16 protein-coding genes are annotated in these 19,911 nt (G+C 72.8%); 12 read left to right on the top strand and 4 right to left on the bottom strand.

The window, feature by feature from the left end:
• Positions 1-18 precede the first annotated feature (18 nt).
• Positions 19-2,184, bottom strand: coding sequence for an RNA polymerase recycling motor ATPase HelR (gene helR, locus CCZ36_RS04500; protein WP_128817063.1), 2,166 nt, complete (start codon positions 2,182-2,184; stop codon positions 19-21).
• 252 nt (positions 2,185-2,436) lie between these two features.
• Here helR and CCZ36_RS04495 point away from each other — a divergent pair, with 252 nt between their 5' ends.
• Together CCZ36_RS04495 and CCZ36_RS04490 are read left to right on the top strand one after the other, a co-directional pair.
• A complete protein-coding gene (locus tag CCZ36_RS04495; RefSeq protein WP_069739863.1) occupies positions 2,437-2,988 on the top strand; it encodes a TetR/AcrR family transcriptional regulator in 552 nt (183 codons plus the stop codon).
• Positions 2,985-4,529, top strand: coding sequence for an MFS transporter (locus CCZ36_RS04490; protein ID WP_069739864.1), 1,545 nt, complete (start codon positions 2,985-2,987; stop codon positions 4,527-4,529). Before CCZ36_RS04495 ends, CCZ36_RS04490 begins: the two co-directional genes overlap by 4 nt.
• 80 nt (positions 4,530-4,609) lie before the next feature.
• Here CCZ36_RS04490 and CCZ36_RS04485 read toward each other — a convergent pair whose 3' ends face one another.
• Entirely contained in the window at positions 4,610-5,281 is a 672-nt protein-coding gene (locus tag CCZ36_RS04485) for a lysophospholipid acyltransferase family protein (protein WP_006123280.1), read from the bottom strand.
• A 263-nt stretch (positions 5,282-5,544) separates the two neighbouring features.
• Here CCZ36_RS04485 and CCZ36_RS04480 point away from each other — a divergent pair, with 263 nt between their 5' ends.
• From CCZ36_RS04480 to CCZ36_RS04470, 3 genes are all read left to right on the top strand, one after another.
• Positions 5,545-6,705, top strand: coding sequence for a glycerophosphodiester phosphodiesterase (locus tag CCZ36_RS04480; RefSeq protein ID WP_128817062.1), 1,161 nt, complete (start codon positions 5,545-5,547; stop codon positions 6,703-6,705).
• A 128-nt stretch (positions 6,706-6,833) separates the two neighbouring features.
• Complete coding sequence (locus CCZ36_RS04475; RefSeq protein WP_069739866.1) at positions 6,834-7,376, top strand: sigma-70 family RNA polymerase sigma factor; 543 nt, start codon at positions 6,834-6,836, stop codon at positions 7,374-7,376.
• Positions 7,377-7,422: 46 nt separating this feature from the next.
• Positions 7,423-7,926, top strand: a complete 504-nt coding sequence (locus CCZ36_RS04470) for a GNAT family N-acetyltransferase (RefSeq protein ID WP_069739867.1) — start codon at positions 7,423-7,425, stop codon at positions 7,924-7,926.
• A 49-nt stretch (positions 7,927-7,975) separates the two neighbouring features.
• On the opposite strand, the gene CCZ36_RS04465 is transcribed toward CCZ36_RS04470, so the two are convergent.
• Both CCZ36_RS04465 and CCZ36_RS04460 read right to left on the bottom strand, forming a co-directional pair.
• Positions 7,976-8,416, bottom strand: coding sequence for a hypothetical protein (locus CCZ36_RS04465; RefSeq protein WP_128817061.1), 441 nt, complete (start codon positions 8,414-8,416; stop codon positions 7,976-7,978).
• 1 nt (position 8,417) lies between these two features.
• Positions 8,418-8,777 (bottom strand): hypothetical protein, encoded by a 360-nt coding sequence (locus CCZ36_RS04460; protein WP_003970287.1) that lies wholly within the window; start codon positions 8,775-8,777, stop codon positions 8,418-8,420.
• Positions 8,778-9,377: 600 nt separating this feature from the next.
• Between CCZ36_RS04460 and CCZ36_RS04455 the strand changes: the two genes are divergently transcribed.
• From CCZ36_RS04455 to cobA, 7 genes are all read left to right on the top strand, one after another.
• Positions 9,378-10,457, top strand: a complete 1,080-nt coding sequence (locus CCZ36_RS04455; protein ID WP_069739869.1) for a methionine ABC transporter ATP-binding protein — start codon at positions 9,378-9,380, stop codon at positions 10,455-10,457.
• The gene (locus tag CCZ36_RS04450) at positions 10,454-11,125 is read left to right on the top strand and encodes a methionine ABC transporter permease (RefSeq protein WP_069739870.1); all 672 of its coding nucleotides are present in this window, start codon (positions 10,454-10,456) and stop codon (positions 11,123-11,125) included. Before CCZ36_RS04455 ends, CCZ36_RS04450 begins: the two co-directional genes overlap by 4 nt.
• A gap of 83 nt (positions 11,126-11,208) precedes the next feature.
• Positions 11,209-12,075, top strand: coding sequence for a MetQ/NlpA family ABC transporter substrate-binding protein (locus CCZ36_RS04445; RefSeq protein WP_128817060.1), 867 nt, complete (start codon positions 11,209-11,211; stop codon positions 12,073-12,075).
• A gap of 102 nt (positions 12,076-12,177) precedes the next feature.
• Positions 12,178-12,864 carry a GNAT family N-acetyltransferase gene (locus CCZ36_RS04440; protein ID WP_069739872.1) on the top strand — a complete coding sequence of 229 codons (687 nt, stop codon included), beginning with the start codon at positions 12,178-12,180 and terminating at the stop codon, positions 12,862-12,864.
• Between the two features lie 221 nt (positions 12,865-13,085).
• Positions 13,086-14,324: a precorrin-6y C5,15-methyltransferase (decarboxylating) subunit CbiE gene (cbiE, locus tag CCZ36_RS04435; RefSeq protein ID WP_069744372.1), complete on the top strand. Its 1,239-nt coding sequence runs from the start codon at positions 13,086-13,088 to the stop codon at positions 14,322-14,324.
• A 1,734-nt stretch (positions 14,325-16,058) separates the two neighbouring features.
• Positions 16,059-18,329: a nicotinate-nucleotide--dimethylbenzimidazole phosphoribosyltransferase gene (cobT, locus tag CCZ36_RS36655; protein ID WP_335755840.1), complete on the top strand. Its 2,271-nt coding sequence runs from the start codon at positions 16,059-16,061 to the stop codon at positions 18,327-18,329.
• Between the two features lie 247 nt (positions 18,330-18,576).
• Positions 18,577-19,851, top strand: coding sequence for a uroporphyrinogen-III C-methyltransferase (gene cobA, locus CCZ36_RS04425; protein ID WP_069740416.1), 1,275 nt, complete (start codon positions 18,577-18,579; stop codon positions 19,849-19,851).
• The last annotated feature ends 60 nt before the right edge of the window (positions 19,852-19,911 follow it).

The raw sequence follows: 19,911 nt of genomic DNA, 5'->3' as shown, positions 1-19,911 counted from the left end.
CGACCCGGCCGGGCGGCCTCAGGAACCGGTCAGGATCACGAGTTCCCGGGTCGCCCGGGTCATCGCCACGTACCGGTCCACCGCGCCCCGGACGCCATCGCCGAACGTCTCCGGGTCGACCAGCACGACCAGGTCGAACTCCAGCCCCTTCGACAGCTCCGGCGTCAGCGACCGCACCCGGGCCGTCGCCCGGAAGCCCGGCGCGCCGATGACACAGGCGGTTCCGTCCTCGTGCGCGGCGAGCCAGTCGCCGACGACCGTGTCCAGGTCCTCGGCGCGGCCGTGGGAGACCGGGAGACCGCTGCTGCGGACGGAGACCGGCACATTGGCGTCCGGGAGGGCGGCCCGGATCACCGGCGCCGCCTCCGCCATGATCTCCTCCGGCGTGCGGTAGTTGACGGTCAGCGAGGTCAGGGTGATCCGGTCGAGACCGACCCGCTCAAGACGCTCCTGCCAGGTCTCGGGGAAGCCGTGGCGGGCCTGTGCCCGGTCCCCGACGACGGTGAAGCTGCGGGACGGGCAGCGCCGGATCAGCATCTGCCACTGGGCGTCGGTCAGTTCCTGGGCCTCGTCCACGACGATGTGCGCGAACGGCCCGGCCGGCACATCCGGTTCCACCCCGCTCGGCCGGCCGGCGGTGGCCAGGGACTCCCGCAGGTCCTCCCCGCGCAGCATCACCAGCGCCCCCTCGCCGTCCGCGTCCGCGTCGGCCAGCGTCTCGTCGGCGAGCAGACTGTCGACGACCCGGTCCATCTGCTCCCGCTCGGCGGCGGCCGCCGCCTCCTGGCGGCGCCGGCGCCGGGACGCCTCCGGATCGCCGAGCCGCTGCCGTGCCGCGTCCAGGATCGGCAGGTCGGACTCCGTCCAGGCCCGCGTGTCCGCCCGCCGCAGCCGCCGGACCTCATCGGCGGTCAGCCAGGGGGCGCACTTACGCAGATAGGCGGGTACGGACCAGAGGTCGCCGACCAGGTCGGCCGCCTCGACCAGCGGCCAGGCGCGGTCGAAGAGGGCGAACAGCTCCCGGTTCTGCCGCAGTGAGGCGCGCACGTGCTCCGCCGGGGCGTCGCCGTCGTGCTTGTCCACCAGGATCGTGAGCAGCTCCTCCCAGACCTGGTCGCGCGCCTCGTTGTGCGGGGTGCCCGGATCCGGCGCCCCGAACGCCGAGGCCCAGTCGGCGGCGCTCAGCCAGATGTCCGACCAGTGCGTCTCCACCCGTACGCCCTCGGCGGGCGGCTCCTCGTAGAACCGGACGGCCGGCTCGACCGCCTTCACCAGATCCGCCGACGCCTTCAGCCGTGCCACTTCAGGATCGGTCTCGGGCACCGCCGCCGCCCCCTCGGCGACCAGGTCCCGCAGGGTGCACGTCCGGACCCCTTCCTCACCGAGGCTCGGCAGGACATCGGCGACGTACCCGAGGTAGGGCTCGTTGGGCCCGACGAACAGCACCCCGCCGCGACGGGGGCCGAGGCGCGGGTCGGCGTACAGCAGATAGGCGGCGCGGTGCAGGGCGACGACGGTCTTCCCCGTGCCGGGCCCGCCGTCGACGACGAGCGCGCCCCGGGAACCCGCACGGATGACGGCGTCCTGGTCGGCCTGGATGGTGCCCAGCACATCGCGCATCCGGGCCGACCGGGTGGAGCCCAGAGTGGCGATGAACGCGGACCGGTCGTCCAGCGCGGCATGCCCGGCCAGCCCCTCCGGGGCGAACACCTCGTCCCAGTAGTCGCCGACCCGGCCGCCGGCCCACCGGTAGCGGCGGCGGCTCACCAGGCCCATCGGGTCGCCGTGGGTGGCCCCGAAGAACGGCTCTGCGGCCGGTGAGCGCCAGTCGACCAGCAGCCGGCGGCCCGTGCTGTCGGTGAGGCCGAGCCGTCCCACGTACAGCGGACCGGAGCCGTCGGCGGGGACCATGCGCCCGAGACACAGGTCGAGACCGAACCGGCGCAGGGTGCGCAGCCGGGCGGTCAGCCGGTGGATCTCCACGTCCCGGTCCATCGCCGCCCGGCTCGCCCCGCCGGGCGCGCGGCGCTCGGCCGCGAGCCGTTCGGTCAGCTCGGCGATCGACCGGTCCAAGCAGTGGGCGATGGCCGCGAAGTGCTGCTCGTCCTCGGCGATCAGCGCCGGGTCGGCCTTCGGGGAGAGCCGGTCGGGGAGGTCGAACGCGCTGGTGGTCAGGGATGTCACGTCGTCAGTTCCGATCTGCGGTGCTTACGGGGGCGGCGTCCCGTCCCGGCTACGGCGGACGATTCTGTGGCATATGGGGGCCTTGCCGCAAGGCCCCCCATGCGCTATAAGTTGAGAGTGGCCAGGAGAGGTTCTTCCTCCGGCCACTTTTTTGTTTCCCGGCCCCGCCCCGCCGCGCCCTGTCTGCCCCCGCTGTGAGCCCGCACGCCCTCTGGTGAGACGTGAATGTCTCACATGGGTTATGGTCGTCTCATGACACTCGACCGTGAGCAGGTGCTGCGCAGCGCCGCCGCTCTGCTGACCCGTAAATCGACCGCCACCATGGACGAGGTCGCCAAGGCGGCGGGCATCGGGCGGGCCACCCTCCACCGCCACTTCGCCGGGCGCGACGCCCTGGTGAAGGCGCTGGAGAACCTCGGCCTCCAGGAGTTCGAGGCGGCCCTGGATGCCGCCCGGCTCCACGAGGGCACCTCGGAGGAGGGGCTGCGCCGTCTCATCGCGGCCGTCGAGCCCAGCGCCGGGCTGATGTCCTTCCTCGTCAACGAGAACCAGCTCTTCGAGGGCGACGAGGTCAACGAGGGCTGGAACCGGGCCGACGCCCGGGTCTCCGCCTTCTTCCGCCGGGGCCAGGAACGCGGCGAGTTCCGTATCGACCTCACCCCCGCCTGGCTGACCGAGGCCCTCTACGGGCTCGTCGGCACCGGAGCCTGGTCCATCCAGGCGGGCCGGGTCGCCGCACAGGATTTCCAGTACATGATCGTCGAGCTGCTGCTCGGCGGAGCACGCCGGAGCGTGGAGCAATGATCAGCACCGAGAAGAACCCGGACACCACGGACGAGGCACGCCGTCCAGGGCGGTGGATCGCGCTCGCGGTCCTCGTCCTCGCCGTGCTGCTGGTGGCCGTGGACGCCACCGTCCTCGGTCTCGCCACCCCGTTCCTCAGCGAGGACCTGAAGCCCACCGGCACCCAGCTCCTCTGGATCGGTGACGTCTACTCCTTCGTCATCGCCGGCCTGCTCGTCTCGATGGGCAGCCTCGGCGACCGCATCGGCCGCAAGAAGCTGCTGCTGGTCGGTGCCGTGGCGTTCGGTGCGGTCTCCGTGCTCAACGCGTACGCGACCACGCCCGAGATGATGATCGTGGCCCGGGCGCTCCTCGGTGTCGCGGGCGCGACCCTGATGCCGTCCACGCTCGCCCTCATCCGCAACCTCTTCCACGACCCGCGCGAGCGCAGCCTCGCCATCGGGATCTGGGGCGCCATGGCATCGGCGGGCGCGGCAGTCGGCCCGGTCGTCGGCGGATTCCTGCTCGAACACTTCTGGTGGGGCTCGGTCTTCCTCATCAACCTGCCCGTGATGGCCGTCCTCGTGGTCGTCGGCATCAAGCTGATCCCCGAGTCCAAGAACCCGGCGCCCGGCCCGTGGGACATGCTCAGCGTCGGGCTCTCCCTGGTCGGCATGATCGGTGTCGTGTACGCCATCAAGGAGACGGCCTCGCACGGACTCGGCTGGGACTCGGCGGTGGCCGCCGTCGTCGGCGTCGCCGCGCTGACCTGGTTCGTCCGCAGGCAACTGCGGCTGCCCGCGCCCCTGCTGGACATGCGGCTCTTCCACCACCGGGGCTTCTCCGGTGCGGTCCTCGCCGACCTGCTGACCATCCTCGGCCTCTCGGGCCTGGTCTTCTTCCTCTCGCAGTTCCTCCAACTGGTGCAGGGCCGCGGGCCGCTGGAGGCCGGGCTCGCCGAACTGCCCGCCGCGATCGGCGCGGTGACCGCCGGTCTGCTGGCCGGATTCGCCGCCCGCCGCTTCTCGGTCCGCTCCGTCGTCTCGGGCGGCCTGGCGGCGGTCGGTCTCGCCCTGGGCAGTGTGACCCTGCTCGACCAGCACACCGACTATCCGCTGCTCGGCGCCATGCTGCTGGTCGTCGGCGTCGGCGCGGGCTTCTCGTTCACCGTCACCGCCGACGTGATCCTCTCCAGCGTCCCGAAGGAGCAGGCGGGCTCCGCGTCCGCCGTCTCCGAGACCGCGTACGAACTGGGCGCGGCTCTCGGCATCGCTCTCCTCGGCTCCATCGTCACCGGCGTCTACCGGGGCTTCCCGACCCCGGCCGGCATCCCCGCCGACGTCGAGGCGGCCGCCCACGAGTCCCTGGGCGGAGCGGTCGAGTCGGCCGCGGCGCTGCCCGCGGCCCAGGCGGGCCCGCTGGTCTCGGCGGCCCAGGAGGCGTTCGTCGACGGGCTGCGGTCGGCCGCGGGCGTCGGCGCGGCGGTCCTGCTGGCGGCGGCGGTCGCCGCCTGGTTCCTGCTGCGGGGCCAGAAGCTGGAGGACGGCGTCGAGCACCCGTAGGCGTACGACGAAGGCCGTACGACGAAGGGCCCGCCGCGAACCGGCTGCGGGCCCTTCCCGGGTCCACGCGGCCTACGGAATCAGGCCGCCTTCGCCTTCGTCGCGTACATGTCCACGTACTCCTGGCCGGACAGCCGCATCACCTCGGCCATCACCGAGTCGGTCACCGCCCGCAGCACATAGCGGTCGCGGTCCATGCCCTCGTACCGCGAGAACTCCATCGGCTCACCGAAGCGCACCGTGACCTTGCCCGGCCGGGGCAGGCCCGCGCCGCCCGGCTGGAGCTTGTCCGTCCCGATCATCGCGAACGGGATCACCGGCGCGCCCGTCATCAGCGTCAGCCGCGCGATGCCCGTACGGCCCCGGTAGAGCCGGCCGTCGGGGGAGCGGGTGCCCTCGGGGTAGATCGCGAAGGCCTGCCCCTCCTCCAGCACCCGGCGGCCCGTCATCAGCGCCGCGACGCCGCCCCGGCCGCCGTCCCGGTCCACCGGGATCATGCCGCAGCCGGTGAAGAACCAGGCCATCAGCCGGCCCTTGAGCCCCTTGCCCGTGACGTACTCGTCCTTGCCGATGTAGAACACCGGCCGGTCGACGCAGATCGGCATGACCATCGAGTCGATGAACGTCAGGTGGTTGCCCGCGAGGATCACCGGACCGGTCCCGGGAATGTTCTCGGCGCCCTCCACCTGGGGGCGGAACATCAGGCGCAGAATCGGTCCGAGCACTGCCTTGATGACCGTGAGACGGGACAACGGTTCCTCCGGTGTCGTGGCCGGGCCGGCCGCGAGGGAACGGGTCCCCCGGGCGGTGGCCGGTGCCGACGGATGATGGTCGGTGCAGGTGAGGACGATACTCGCGGGTATGCGCTGATCGCACATCGGGTTCACGGAGCGGATACGCGGTGTTGACATGTGTTTCCGCCACGTTGGCCGAAGGTCCGTCCTCGGTTACGTCTCCCAGCCTACGATCGGGCCTCGCTCGACCGGTCCCGGACATCACCAAGCGAGGAGCATTCATGACGGAGCGTGCGCGGAAGACCCCCGGCCGACGGACCCTGCTGGGCGCCGCGGTCCTCGGCACCGCGGCCCTCGGCCTGCCCGCCGCCGCCCAGGCCGCCGAGCGGGGCCGCGGCCACGGAGGGGGCGGCCACGGGTCGCTGCGCGATCTGCCCGTGCCGACGGTGATCGGCCACCGCGGGGCCAGCGGCTACCGCCCCGAGCACACCCTCGGCTCCTACCAGCTGGCCCTCGACCTGGGCGCGCACATCGTCGAGCAGGACCTCGTGCCGACCAAGGACGGCCATCTCGTCTGCCGTCACGAGAACGACATCACCGGCACCACCGACGTCGCCGACCACCCCGAGTTCGCCGACCGCAAGGCCACCAAGAGCATGGACGGCGTCTCCTACACCGGCTGGTTCACCGAGGACTTCACCCTCGCCGAGCTCAAGACCCTGCGGGCCACGGAACGCATCCCGGGCAACCGCCCCGACAACACCCTCTACAACGGCCGGTGGACGATTCCCACCTTCGAGGAGGTCCTGCGCTGGGCCGACAAGGAGGGCCGCAAGCGCGGTGCGCCCGTCTGGCTGTACGTCGAGACCAAGCACCCCACCTACTTCCGCAAGCTCGGCCTCGGCCCGGAGGAGCCGCTCGCCCGGCTGCTGCGCCGGTACGGCCGTGACGGCAAGAACTCCGCGCTCATCCTTCAGTCCTTCGAGCCGACCTCGGTCCAGCGCCTCGCGCGCCTCGTCGACACTCCGCGCATCGTGTTGCTGTCCGGCCCGAAGTCGCGACCCTGGGACTTCGTCGAGTCGGGCGACCCGCGCACGGTCGCCGATCTGGTGAAGCCCGCCGGGCTGAAGTGGCTGGCCTCCTTCGCCCAGGGCATCGGCCCCACCCTCGACCTGATCATCCCCAAGGACGCCTCGGGGCGGCTCACCACCCCGACGACGCTGGTGCGGGACGCGCATGCCAAGGGCCTGCTCCTGCACCCGTACACGTTGCGCAACGAGAACAGCTTCCTGCCCGCCGACTTCCGGCGCGGCACCGACCCCAACGCCTACGGGGACGTGTTCGGCGCCTGCGCGGCCTACTTCGCCACCGGCATCGACGGCATCTTCGCCGACCACCCGGACACGGCCCTGCTCGCCGCCGCGGACCACGCGGGACGCTGACCGGGGGCGGGGCGGCGCGCCTCCCGTGCGCGAGGCGCGCCGTCAGCCGTACGCCCGCGCATGCCCCGGTCGGGTGGTGCGGCGCAACCGGAGCAACCGGCCGCCCCCACCGGCACGTCCGCCGGGGCATGACGCTTCTCGACCATGACCGCGGTCCTTCCTCCTCCACCGCTCTCGTCGGCGCCCTGCAACCCCTGGTGCGCGCGGAGGCGAGGGCCGAGGCCCCGGCGGCCGGGGTCGATCCCGCCGATCTCGAACAGAGCGTCTGGGTGCGGCTCCTGGAGCGCCCGGCCGCCGCCGGACCGCCCGCCGATGCCGCCCGCTGGGTCCGCGACACCGTACGGGCGGAGGCCCGCCGAGCCCGCCGCACGGCCCGGCGGGAACGCCCGTACGCCGGCACGGAACCCGCCGCCGGGCCCGCCGGTTGCCCGGAACGCGCCGCGCTCGGAGCCGCCGAACGCCGGGCGCTGCGCTCCGCGATGGCCAGACTGCCCGGACGCTGCCCCCGGCTGCTGGAGGCGTTACTCGACCCCGGCGACCCGACCTACCGGGAAATCGCAGGGGAGTTGGGTATGTCACAGGGGAGTTTGGGCCCGATCCGTTCCCGTTGCCTTGGATGTCTGCGCAGAATGCTGGCTGCGGAGGTTGTCGCCCCATCCGTGCGGGGATAGGGAGCGGTAGGCAACCGGCGGACAGGTGAGCGGGAGGCGTGCACACATGGGCATGAGCGTGACCATCTCGGCGGCGACGGCACAGGACGTCGAGCAGATCTTCAGACTTCAGTACCTCTGCTTCCAGCGCGAGGCCGAGCTGTACGACAACTACCGGATCGACCCGCTCGTCCAGAGCCTCGACTCACTGCGCGCGGAAGTCGCCGACGACCTGGTGTTCGTGGCCCGGCTCGGGGACGAAGTCGTCGGCGCGGTCCGGGGATTCACCGATCCCGACGGCACGGGCCTGATCGGGAAGCTCTGCGTCCACCCCCGGCTCCAGGGCCACGGCCTCGGCGCCCGGCTGCTGCTGGCCGCCGAGTCGGCCCTGACCACCGAGCGGTCGGCGACCCGCTTCCGGCTGCACAGCGGCCACCGCAGCGAGAGCAATCTGCGGCTCTACCGGAAGGCCGGATACGCCCAGGTCGGGGCCGTCACCGGAGCCGACGGCGTACGGATGGTCCTGCTGGAGAAGGACGCCGCCGAGCGGGACTTCGTGGCCAGCGCCTGAGGGGCGCCGCGCGAGGCCGGGCGGATCGGGCCGGGCGGAGCCGCAGGCCTCAGACCGCCACCGTCTTCGCGCGGCGCAGCCAGATCATCCCGGTGACCGGCAGGATCACCGGGATGAAGAGGTAACCCATCCCGAAGTCCGACCACACCGTCGCGTCCGGGAACGCGGCCGGCTCGGCCAGCGTCCACGCGCCGACGACCAGCACGCCCAGCAGCTCCGCCGCGCAGCACACCAGCGCCGCCCTGCGGGCCCTCTCCCCGCCGCGCACCAGCGAGTACGTGATGAAGCCGTACACCACGGCCGCCACGGCCGAGAGCACGTACGCCAGCGGCGCCCGGTCGAAGTCCATGATCATCTGGACGATCGAGCGTGAGGCCGCCGCGACCGTGAACACCCCGTAGAACCAGACCAGGACCCGGCCGGGCCCGGTGCCCAGCTCGAACGCCGGCTTCGGGGGCGCGGTCGCCTCGGGGCGGTCGGTGTCGCTCACGTCAGTTTCCCCAGATGTCATAGAGCCGGACCTCCAGAACCGCCAGCACCACCGCGCCCGCCGCTACCGTGACCGAGCCCCAGCGGGTCCGCTCGGTCAACGACAGGAATCCGGCCGCGGGCACGGCGGCGAACGAACCGATCAGATAGGCGATGAACACCGCCATCCCCTGCTCCGGCCGCTCCCCGCGCGCCAGCTGCACGACGCCGACCACCAACTGGGCCAGCGCCAGCACGGAGACGACCGCCATCCCGATGAAATGCCAGTCCTTCGTCGGCTGGTCCCGGTAGGCGGCATGTCCGCACCAGGCGGCGAGGGCGAGCGCGGTCACGGCGACCGCGACCGTCAGGGCGTCAAGCATGAGTCGAGGGTATTACGGACGGAACGCCCGCCCGCGTGCGGCCCCGGCCCCCGCACGGGCGGCTGCCGCCCCGGCCGCGCAGGGGTGGCCTTGAACACAACCGGCGGGCGAGGTTCCGCTCCCCGACGGGGCGGGCGCCACCGTACGTACCCGCGAGTTCCGCCCGTTTCCGCAGGTCAAGGGCGCGTGAGAGGAGATGGACGGTGAAAGCGGAAGGTGGACGTCCGGCCATCCAGCACTGTCCGCTATGCGGACAGTCGGGATCATCGCGACCTCACGTCTGTTTTACTTGGCCCATGACCACGACGAGCAGCCGCACCCTTGCGACCGAGGCGATCAGCACGCCCGGTGCTCGTTGTATGTGTCGAATGCGCGCCTTCTGAGGGCCCCCGCCTGAGCCTCGCGCCCCGAAGCGAGACCGAGCCTGTGCCGTTCGCAGTCCCTGGAACGAGCCTGCCCGCGCATGTGCCGCCCCCGGCCGATCGCCGCCCGAGCCATGCCGAGACATCACCCGGCCCACCAGCCCGAACAGTCTCCTCGACGAATGCCCCGTGCCCGGCGGACACCGCGCCGCGCACTCGACAGTGACGGAAACCCCCTGTGATCACCACGACGGGCCTCACGAAGGTCTACCAGTCGCGCGACCGCGAGGTCACCGCACTCGACGGCGTCGACCTGCACGTCCGCGAAGGCGAGGTGTACGGCGTCATCGGACAGAGCGGCGCCGGCAAGTCCTCCCTCATCCGCTGCGTCAACCTCCTGGAACGCCCCACCTCCGGCACCGTCACGGTCGCCGGCCAGGACCTCACCGCCCTCGCCGGCCGCGGCCGGCGAGCGAGCGCCGAGCTGCGCCGGGCGCGCACCCGCATCGGCATGGTCTTCCAGCACTTCAACCTGCTGGACTCCCGCACCGTCCTGGACAACATCGAACTGCCGCTGGAGATCCTCGGCGTCTCCGGCCAGGCACGCACCCGCAAGGCCAGGGAGCTGCTGGACCTGGTCGGCCTCGCCGACAAGGCGAAGTCCTACCCCGGACAGCTCTCCGGCGGCCAGAAGCAGCGCGTGGGCATAGCCCGCGCCCTCGCGGGCGACCCCCAGGTGCTGCTCTCCGACGAGGCGACCTCCGCGCTCGACCCCGAGACCACCCGCTCCATCCTCCAGCTGCTGCGCGACCTCAACCAGCAGCTCGGCCTCACCGTCCTGCTCATCACCCACGAGATGGACGTCGTCAAGACCATCTGCGACTCCGCCGCGCTCATGCGGCGCGGCCGGATCGTCGAGTCCGGGACCGTCGGCGAACTCCTCGCCACCCCCGGCTCCGAACTGGCCGAGGAGCTGTTCCCGGTCGGCGGGACCGCCTCCGGCCCGGACCGCACGGTCGTCGACGTCACCTTCCAGGGGGAGTCGGCCTCCCAGCCGGTCATCTCCCAGCTCTCGCGGACGTACAACATCGACATCTCGATCCTCGGCGCCGCGATGGACACCGTCGGCGGCAAGCAGATCGGCCGGATGCGCATCGAACTGCCCGGCCGGTTCGAGGAGAACGTCGTCCCCATCGGCTTCCTCCGTGAGCAGGGCCTCCAGGCCGAGGTCGTCGACGGCGAGAGCGCCGCGACCGCCGGCGCCCCCCTCGTACCGGAGCAGACGCCCGCCGCGATCACCAAGGAGGTCGTCAAGTGACCTGGTCCGAAATGCAGCCCCTGCTGACCCAGGGCACCTACGACACCCTCTACATGGTGCTGTGGTCCGCCCTGGTCACCGTCGCCGGCGGGCTGCCGCTCGGTGTTCTGCTGGTCCTCACCGACAAGGGCGGACTGCTCCAGAACACCGTGGTGAACAAGGTCATCGGCGTGGTCGTGAACATCGGCCGCTCGCTGCCCTTCATCATCCTGCTGATCGCTCTGATCCCCTTCACCACCTGGGTCGTCGGCACCTTCATCGGCCCCACCGCGATGATCGTGCCGCTCGCCGTCGGCGCCATCCCGTTCTTCGCCCGGCTCGTCGAGACGGCGATCCGCGAGGTCGACCACGGGCTCGTCGAAGCGGTCCAGTCGATGGGCGGCTCCATCCCCACGATCGTCCGCAAGGTGCTCCTCCCGCAGGCCCTGCCCTCCCTCGTCTCGGGCGTCACCACCACCCTCATCGTGCTCATCGGCTACTCCGCGATGGCCGGTGCGGTCGGCGGCGAAGGGCTCGGCTCGAAGGCCGTCACCTACGGATTCCAGCGCTTCGACAACCAGTTCATGCTGATCACCGTCGCGCTGCTGATCGTCATCGTCACCGTGATCCAGCTGATCGGCGACCTCACCGTCCGGCTGCTGGCCCGCCGCGGCCGCACCGCCTCCTGAGGCCCCGCCCCCCAGAACTTTCCGGCCCCACCGAGCCCGAACTCCTTGTCCGGGCGCACCACCACAAGAAAGAGGCACTTTTCGTGCGCAAGAACATCAAGATCACCGCGGCTGCCGCCGCCACCGCCGCCCTCGCCATCGGCCTCAGCGCCTGCGGTACGTCCTCCGACCCGGCGTCCAAGAGCGAGACCGGGGCGAACGCCGACACCTCCAAGGCCCTCGTCGTCGCCGCGTCCCCGACGCCGCACGCCGACATCCTGAACTTCGTCAAGAAGAACCTGGCGGACAAGGAAGGCCTCAAGCTGGAGGTCAAGGAGTTCACGGACTACGTCCTGCCGAACACCGCCACCCAGAACGGCCAGGTCGACGCCAACTTCTTCCAGCACAAGCCCTACCTGGACGACTTCAACGCCAAGCAGAAGACCACCATCGTCCCGGTCGTCGACGTCCACCTGGAGCCGCTCGGCCTCTACTCCAGCAAGGTCAAGGACCTCAAGGACATCAAGGCCGGCCAGACCATAGCCGTCCCCAACGACACCACCAACGGCGGCCGCGCCCTCCAGCTGCTCGCCGAGAACGGCCTCATCACCCTCAAGGACGGCGTCGGCACCAGCGCCAAGCTGAGCGACATCACCGACAAGAAGGGCCTGGAGTTCAAGGAGCTGGAGGCCGCCACCGTGCCCCGCGCCCTGAACGACGTGGACGCAGCCGTCATCAACGGCAACTACGCCATCGAGGCCAAGCTGCAGCCCGGCAAGGACTCCATCGCCCTGGAGAAGGCCGAGGGCAACCCGTACGCCAACTTCCTGGCGGTCAAGGACGGCAACGAGAAGGACCCGCGCGTCGAGAAGCTCGCGAAGCTCCTCAACTCCGACGAGGTCAAGAAGTTCATCGAGGACACCTACCAGGGCTCGATCGTCCCGGCCTTCGGCGCCCCCGCCAAGTCCTGACGCCTGCCCGGCACTTGCCGAAGGAGCCCCGCCCCTCCCTCCCCGGAGGCGCGGGGCTCCGTCGTGCCGACCCGCCCATGCGCAAGGCGGACCCGATGCTGCATGCTGTGCTTTTACCCGGTCCTCGGCATGGAGCTGCGCATGACTACCACCTTTCCGTCCATCTCCATCAGCACGGACAGGTTGGTGATGCGCCCCTTCGAGATGGCTGACATCCCCGCGTACATCGAGATGATGAACGACGAGGCGGTCGTCGCGTGGATGGACGGACCGAACCCGTACACCCAGGTCGACGCCGAACGCTGGGTCCGCAGGATCGCCCCCGCCGAACGCACCGGCGGCCACGGCATCGCCCTCGCCGTCACCGAATTCCTCACCCAGCGGCTCGTCGGCAGCGTCCGCCTCCTCACCACCGACTGGCGCACCCGCTCCACCGAGGTCCGCTACATCACCGCCCCCTGGGCCCGCGGCGAGGGGTACGCCACCGAATCCGTCCTCGCCATAGCCGAATGGCTCTTCCGCGACCAGGGCTTCGAGCGCATCGAGCTGCGCACCCCCGCCGACAACACCGCCTCCCAGCAGGTCGCCCAGAAGCTCGGCTGTATCAGCGAGGGTGTCCTGCGCAACGCCCGTATCGCCCGCACCCGCACCGAGAACGGCACCGACGGCGGCTGGACCGACATCCGCACCGACCTGATCGTCTGGGGACTCCTCCCCGAGGACCTCGAAGGGGTCGCCGAACAGCTCGCGGACGCCGGCGGTTACGGCACGTACAACGACTGGAAGTAGCGCTGCGGCCCGCCCCGGGGCCACCCGCGGGCCCAAGGTCCGGACCAGGTACTCTCACCCCTGCCCGGCACCGCAGGGGAAACATCCCGCACCGCAGGGGAGCATCCGGCACCGCAGGGGAACACCCCGCACCCGCAGGGGAGCGCCCCGCACCGCAGGGAACACCCCGCACCGCACGGGTGAACGCCCCACCCCTCCGACACCTCAGGAGACAGACGACGATGGCCGACCGGGTCACGGTGATCGGCTGGGACGGCTCGCCACTGCCCGGAGCGGCCACGGCCGCGCTCTCGGCCGCCACGCTCGTCGCCGGCGCCGCCCACCACCTCGCCCTGCCGGAAGTGCCGCCGAACGCCGAACGCGTCCGCCTCGGCAGCGTCGACCTCGCCGCCCGCAGAATCGCCGGACACCGCGGCAGCGCCGTGGTCCTCGCCGACGGCGACCCCGGCTTCTTCGGCGTCGTCCGCACCCTGCGCGCCCGCGAACACGGCCTGGAGGTCGAGGTCGTCCCCGCCGTCTCCTCCGTGGCCACCGCCTTCGCCCGGGCCGGTATGCCGTGGGACGACGCCCAGATCGTCGTCGCCCACCCCCGCACCCTGCGCCGCGCGGTCAACGTCTGCCGCGCCCACCACAAGGTCGCCGTCCTCACCTCACCGGGCGCGGGCCCCGCCGAACTGGCCCTCCTGCTCGACGGGATCCACCGCACCTTCGTCATCTGCGAGGAGCTGGGCACCGACCGCGAACGCGTCACCGTCCTCACCTCCGACAAGGCGGCCGACCACGCCTGGCGCGACCCCAACGTCGTGATCGTCATCGGCAGCGGACCCGAGACCACCGCGGCGGGCGCCTGGATCGCCGGCCGCCAACCCGCCTACCCCCAGGGCATACGCGGCTGGGCCCTGCCCGCCCGCGCCTACCGGGCCGCCGGGGCCGAACGCATGCAGGAGTCCGGCGAGGGCGAGTTCCCCGGTCTGCGCGCCGCCCAGCTCGCCCGCCTCGGCCCCCGCACCGGCGACCTGCTCTGGGACATCGGCTCCGGCAGCGGCGCCCTCGCCGTCGAGGCGGCCCGCTTCGGCGCGGCGGTCCTCGCCGTGGACGCCGACCCGGCCGCCTGCGCCCGCACCGAGGCAGCCGCCCGCGCCTTCGGCGTCCCCGTCCAGGTCGTCCGCGGCAGCGCCCCGCACGTCCTGGAACGGCTGCCCGAACCCGACGTCGTACGGATCGGCGGCGGGGGAGCCCCCGTGGTCCGGGCCGTCGTGGACCGGCGGCCGGAACGCATCGTCACCCACGCCTCCAACCGGGACGAGGCCGAGGCGCTCGGCGCGGCCCTCACCGGCAACGGCTACACCGTCGAATGCTCGCTGCTCCAGTCCGTCGACCTGGACACCGAGGTGTGGACCGAGCGGGAGAGGTCCGTGGTGTTCCTTCTCTCCGCGGGGCGTTCGGACCTCGCCCCCTGATCCGTTACGCCCGGTACGCGAGGTAGGCTGGCCGATTGTTGTACCGCGCCCGGGCGTTCGTCGTTTCCTTCGTCAATGTCCGGAAAAGTGGACTGTTTTGGTCCGCATTGTGGTACGGCGCAATCCGGGGGACGCGCAACGTGGCGCAGTCCACAGTGAGCCGTGGCAGAACTGCCTGTCGCGGCGGCGATCGGCCGCGAGAATAGGAAGCCCGCGGGCGTTTCGTGCCGCGCGGCGAGCCCGCTCGTTCTTGATGACGAGCACCGGCGTGCCGTGGTTCGGCGTCCCGGGCGAAGGGCCGAAGGAGCACTGACGATGGGCGAGGGGTACGCATGACTGACACCGGCCAGATCCCGGGCGAGGGACTGCCGGAGAACGCAGGCATGGTGGAGCAGCCGGGCATCCCCGCCCCGGACGCGCCCGCCTTCCTCGACCCCTCCGAGCACACCCCCGAGGACGACGACCTCCTGCTGATGCCGACCTCCCAGGGTGCCTGGAGCGACCCGCAGGCCGCCCCCGCCCCCGCGCAGGGCCAGCCCCTCGCGCAGACGGCGACGGCGCAGCCGCCCGTGGCCGGCCACGGTCCGGTGCAGCCCCAGCCGCAGGTTCCCGCGCAGCAGGTCCAGGCGGCCCCCGCCGTGGAGACGCCCAGCACGCACGAGACCGGTGGCCGCGACTCCGGCTCCGTGGACCTCAACGGCGTACGCGTCCCGGCGCCCGCCCCCGCACCGGTGGGCGCGCACGGCGCCCCGCCCGCCGCTCGCTGCACCGGGGCCCGGCCGCCGCCGACCCCCCGTCGTACGGCGGCGGCACGCAGGGCGGCGTCGTACGCTCCCTGGCCGACCGCGGCCCCGCCGGTTCCACGCGGACCGCCCCGCCCGCCCGCCACGCGGGCCCGCCGACGACCGGCCCCCAGTATGTCGGCATCCCGGCCGAGGACCCCTCGACCCTGCCGGGCCCGCAGCTGGGCGAGATCCCGCCGCAGGCCGGCGCCCCGTGGGCGCGGCACAGCCGGAGCAGCCCGTGGCGGAGCCGGTGCCTGCCGCCGAGCAGCCGGCTGCCGAGCCGGTTCAGCAGCCGGAGCAGATCGTCGCGGAGCCGGAGCAGGCTGTCGTGGCCGAGCAGCCGGTGACGGAGCCTGCGGTGGCCGAGCAGGCCGAGCACGCCGAGGCGGTGGCGGAGCAGCCGGTTCCGGCCGAGCAGCCGGCTCCGCCGGTCCAGCAGTCGGAGCAGGCGGCCGTGTCCGCCCCCGAGGACGTCCTGGTGACCCCGGTCGCCCCGGCGGCCCCGGCCGTCCCGGCCGTCCCGGCCGAGCAACCGCACCAGCCGATGCAGTCGGCCGAGCCGGTGCAGCCCGCTGCCGATGTGCTGCCCGAGCAGGCCCCGCAGGCCGCCCCGGCAGAAACGGTCGTTCCCGAGCCGGTCGCGGTGGCGATGCCCCCCGCCGGGCCGGTCCTCGTACCGGAGCCCGAAGCGGCACAGCCGGAGGCCCCGGCCGAACCGGCGGAAGCACCCGTCCAGGCCCCGGCCGACGAGACGACCGCACAGGAGCTGCCGGAGCCGGTGGAGCCGGTGGAGCCGGTGGAGGCCCAGCAGGTCGTCGCCGTGGCCCCGGAGCCCGAAGCACAGGCTGCCCCGATGGAGGCCGCCGCCCCGGAACCCCAAACCCCCGTGGAGGACCAGCCCGTCGTCGAGCCGGTGGCACAGCCCGAGCCCGTGATAGAGCCTGAGCAGGTGCCACAGCCCGAGCAGGAACAGCCCGTCGAGCCGGCACCGGCCGCCGCGGTGGCCGAGGGCCCTGAGGCGGTCGTGGCTCCGGAGCCCGCCGTGGCACAGCCCGAGCAGATGGCCGCGCCGCTCACCCCCGAGCCCGTACAGCCGGAGCCCGCCGCGGAAGAGCCGGTCGCGGAACAGCCTGCCGAGTCCGCCGAGTCCGTCGCGGAGGAAGCGGCCGGAGGCGACGCGCCTGAGCGGGAAGCGGCCCCGACTCCCGCCCCCGAGGCCGAGCCCGCGGTGACGGAGCCCGCGGCAGCCCCCGTGGTCGCGCCCGACGCCGAGGACGGCACCGGCCCCGAGATCATCGAGACGCCTGAGCTCCTTCCGGAGCCGCAGCCGCGGGCACATGCCGAGGAGGCACATGCCGAGGCGGCGCAGCGGTTCGAGGAGGCACCGCAGCAGGCCGAGGCGGAACAGCAGCCGGTGACGGCAGCGCAGCCCGAGGAGCCGGCGGAGCCGCTGGAGGCCGTGGAGCCCGCCGAGCAGCCGGCGGCCACCCCGCCCGCCCCCGGTTACGACGACGCCGAGCGCGAAGCCGTGCTGCGGGTCATGCGCGAACGCCGGGACATCCGCAACGGCTTCCGCAGCGACCCGATTCCGCACGAGGTCCTGCTCCGGGTGCTGGAGGCGGCGCACACCGCGCCGAGCGTCGGCCACTCGCAGCCGTGGGACTTCGTCGTCATCCGCTCGGCGGAGACCCGCCGCTCCATGCACGAACTGGCCCAGAGCCAGCGCGACGCCTACGCCAAGTCGCTGCCCAAGGGCCGGGCGAAGCAGTTCAAGGAACTGAAGATCGAGGCGATCCTCGACACCCCGGTCAACATCGTCGTGACCGCGGACCCGACCCGTGGCGGCCGCCACACCCTCGGCCGCCACACGCAGCCGCAGATGGCCCCGTACTCCTCGGCGCTGGCCGTGGAGAACCTGTGGCTGGCGGCCCGCGCCGAGGGCCTCGGCGTCGGATGGGTCAGCTTCTTCGACGAGCGGGAGATGGTCCGCGCGCTGGGCCTGCCCGAACACCTGGAGGTCGTGGCCTACCTCTGCGTCGGTTACGTCGACGAGTTCCCCGAGGAGCCCGAGCTGATGCAGGCGGGCTGGTCGAAGCGCCGCCCGCTGTCCTGGGTCGTCCACGAGGAGACGTACGGCCGTCGCGCGCTGCCCGGTGCCGAGCCGCACGATCTGCTCCAGGAGACGATCTCCGCGATCCGCCCGCTGGACGCCAAGGCGCTCGGCGAGGCGTGGGAACGCCAGAAGCGGATGACGAAGCCCGCCGGGGCGCTCGGCATGCTGGAGATCATCTCCGCGCAGCTGTCCGGGCTCTCCCGGATGTGCCCGCCGCCGATCCCGGAGCCCGCGGCCGTCGCGATCTTCGCCGGTGACCACGGGGTGCACGCCCAGGGGGTCACCGCCTGGCCGCAGGAGGTCACCGCCCAGATGGTGGCGAACTTCCTCGGCGGCGGAGCCGTCTGCAACGCCTTCGCGGCGCAGGTCGGCGCGGAGGTCTGCGTCGTGGACGTCGGCGTGGCGACGGACCTGCCCGCGACCCCCGGTCTGCTGCCCCGCAAGGTGCGCCCGGGTACGGCGGACTTCACGACCGGCCCCGCGCTCACCCGAGAAGAGGTCCTGGCCGCGATCGAGGTCGGCATCGAAACGGCCAGGGACCTGGTGGCGGCGGGCAACAAGGCGCTGCTCACCGGCGAGATGGGCATCGCGAACACCACCGCGTCGGCCGCTCTGATCTGCGTCTACACGGGGATCGACGCGGCAGAGGTGACCGGCCGGGGGACCGGCATCAACGACGAGATGCACGCCCGCAAGGTCGACGTCGTACGCCGGGCCCTCGACCTGCACCAGCCGGACCCGGCCGACCCGATCGGCGTGCTCGCGGCGGTGGGCGGCCTGGAGCACGCGGCGATGGCGGGCTTCCTGCTCGGGGGTGCCTCCCTGCGTACGCCGGTGATCCTGGACGGGGTGAGCGCGGGCGCGGCCGCCCTGGTCGCCCGCGCCATCGCCCCCGAGGCACTGGCCGCCTGCATCGCGGGCCACCGCAGCGCGGAGCCCGGCCACGTCGCCGCGCTCAACAAACTGGGCTTGCGCCCCCTGGTCGACCTCGACCTCCGCCTGGGCGAGGGCACCGGTGCGCTGTTGGCGCTCCCGATCGTGCAGAGCGCGGCGCGCGCGATGCACGAGGTGGCGACGTTTGATTCGGCAGGCGTAACGGAGAAGTAGAACACCCGGCTCCGCCCCGGTCCCGATCCAGCCCCTCCGGCGTCCGAGGAGCGGGTCCGGGGCGGAGCCCCGGTTCCGGGATGGGGCGGGTAGGGGAGAGGCCCGCCGCAGGGGCCCCACCCCAGGCGTCCCACCCACCCCCACCCCGTATCGTGTTCCCACCCGCAACCCCACTCTCCGCACGTCACAGCCGCTCCACCGCCGCAGCGGCACGAAACGCAGCACCCGCACGAGGAGCCGTACCGCCATGGCCGAGCACGCAGACCACGCCGACCACCCCGCGTACCCCGTAGGCCTGCGCCTCCACGGCCGCCGCGTCGTCGTCATCGGCGGCGGACAGGTCGCCCAGCGCAGGCTGCCGCAGCTCATCGCCACCGGTGCCGTCATCACCCTGATCTCCCCCTCCGCCACCCCCTCCGTCGAGGCGATGGCGGACGCCGGGGAGATCCGCTGGGAGCGCCGCCGCTACCAGGACGGCGACCTCGCCGACACCTGGTACGCCCTTGTCGCCTCCTCCGACACCACGGCCAACGACGCCGCCTCCGCCGAGGCCGAGCGCACCCGCACCTGGTGCGTCCGGTCCGACGACGCCGAGGCCGCCACCGCTTGGACCCCGGCCACCGGCCGTATCGAGAACATCACCGTCGCCGTCCTCAACACCACCCCCCGAGGCCGAGACCCCCGGCACTCCGCCGCCCTCCGCGACGTCATCGTCGAAGGCCTGCGCGACGGCACACTCGCCGCCCCGCACCACCGCACCCGCGCCCCCGGCGTCGCGCTCGTCGGCGGCGGCCCCGGCGACCCGGACCTGATCACCGTCCGGGGCCGCCGCCTCCTCGCCGAGGCCGACGTGGTCATCGCCGACCGGCTCGGCCCCCGCGACCTGCTCGACGAACTGCCGCCGCACGTCGAGGTCATCGACGCCGCGAAGATCCCGTACGGCCGGTTCATGGCCCAGGAGGCGATCAACCAGGCGCTCATCGAGCACGCCAAGGCGGGCAAGTCCGTGGTCCGGCTCAAGGGCGGCGACCCGTTCGTCTTCGGCCGCGGCATGGAGGAGGCCCAGGCGCTGGCCGCCGAGGGCATCCCCTGCACGGTCGTCCCCGGCATCTCCAGCACCATCTCCGTCCCCGGGGCGGCCGGCATCCCGGTCACCCACCGGGGCGTCGCCCACGAGTTCACCGTGGTGAGCGGCCACGTCGCCCCCGAGGACCCGCGCTCGCTGGTCGACTGGGAGGCGATCGCCCGGCTGCGAGGCACCCTGGTCCTTCTCATGGCCGTCGACAAGATCGGCGCCATCGCCGCCGCCCTGATCGCCCACGGCAAGGACCCGGCCACCCCGGTCGCCCTCGTCCAGGAGGGCACCACCGCCGCCCAGCGCCGGGTCGACGCGACCCTCGCGGACGTCGGGGAGCGAGCGGTGGCCGAGGACGTACGGCCGCCCGCCGTGATCGTCATCGGCGAGGTCGTCGCGGTCGGCCCCGACTCCGCGCCGGCCCCCGTCCAGGACGCGGCCGAGTAGGCAAGGGCTCCCCCCCGCCCCGTAACCCGCGGTTACGCAACTCCCTCCCGGGCGTTGGCA

Origin of the sequence: Streptomyces sp. S063 (genome assembly GCF_002832675.1) — a bacterium.
Classification (GTDB): Bacteria; Actinomycetota; Actinomycetes; order Streptomycetales; family Streptomycetaceae; genus Streptomyces; species Streptomyces sindenensis.
The sequence above is the reverse complement of the archived record's forward strand: the minus strand, read 5'-3'. Positions and strand labels throughout refer to the sequence as shown.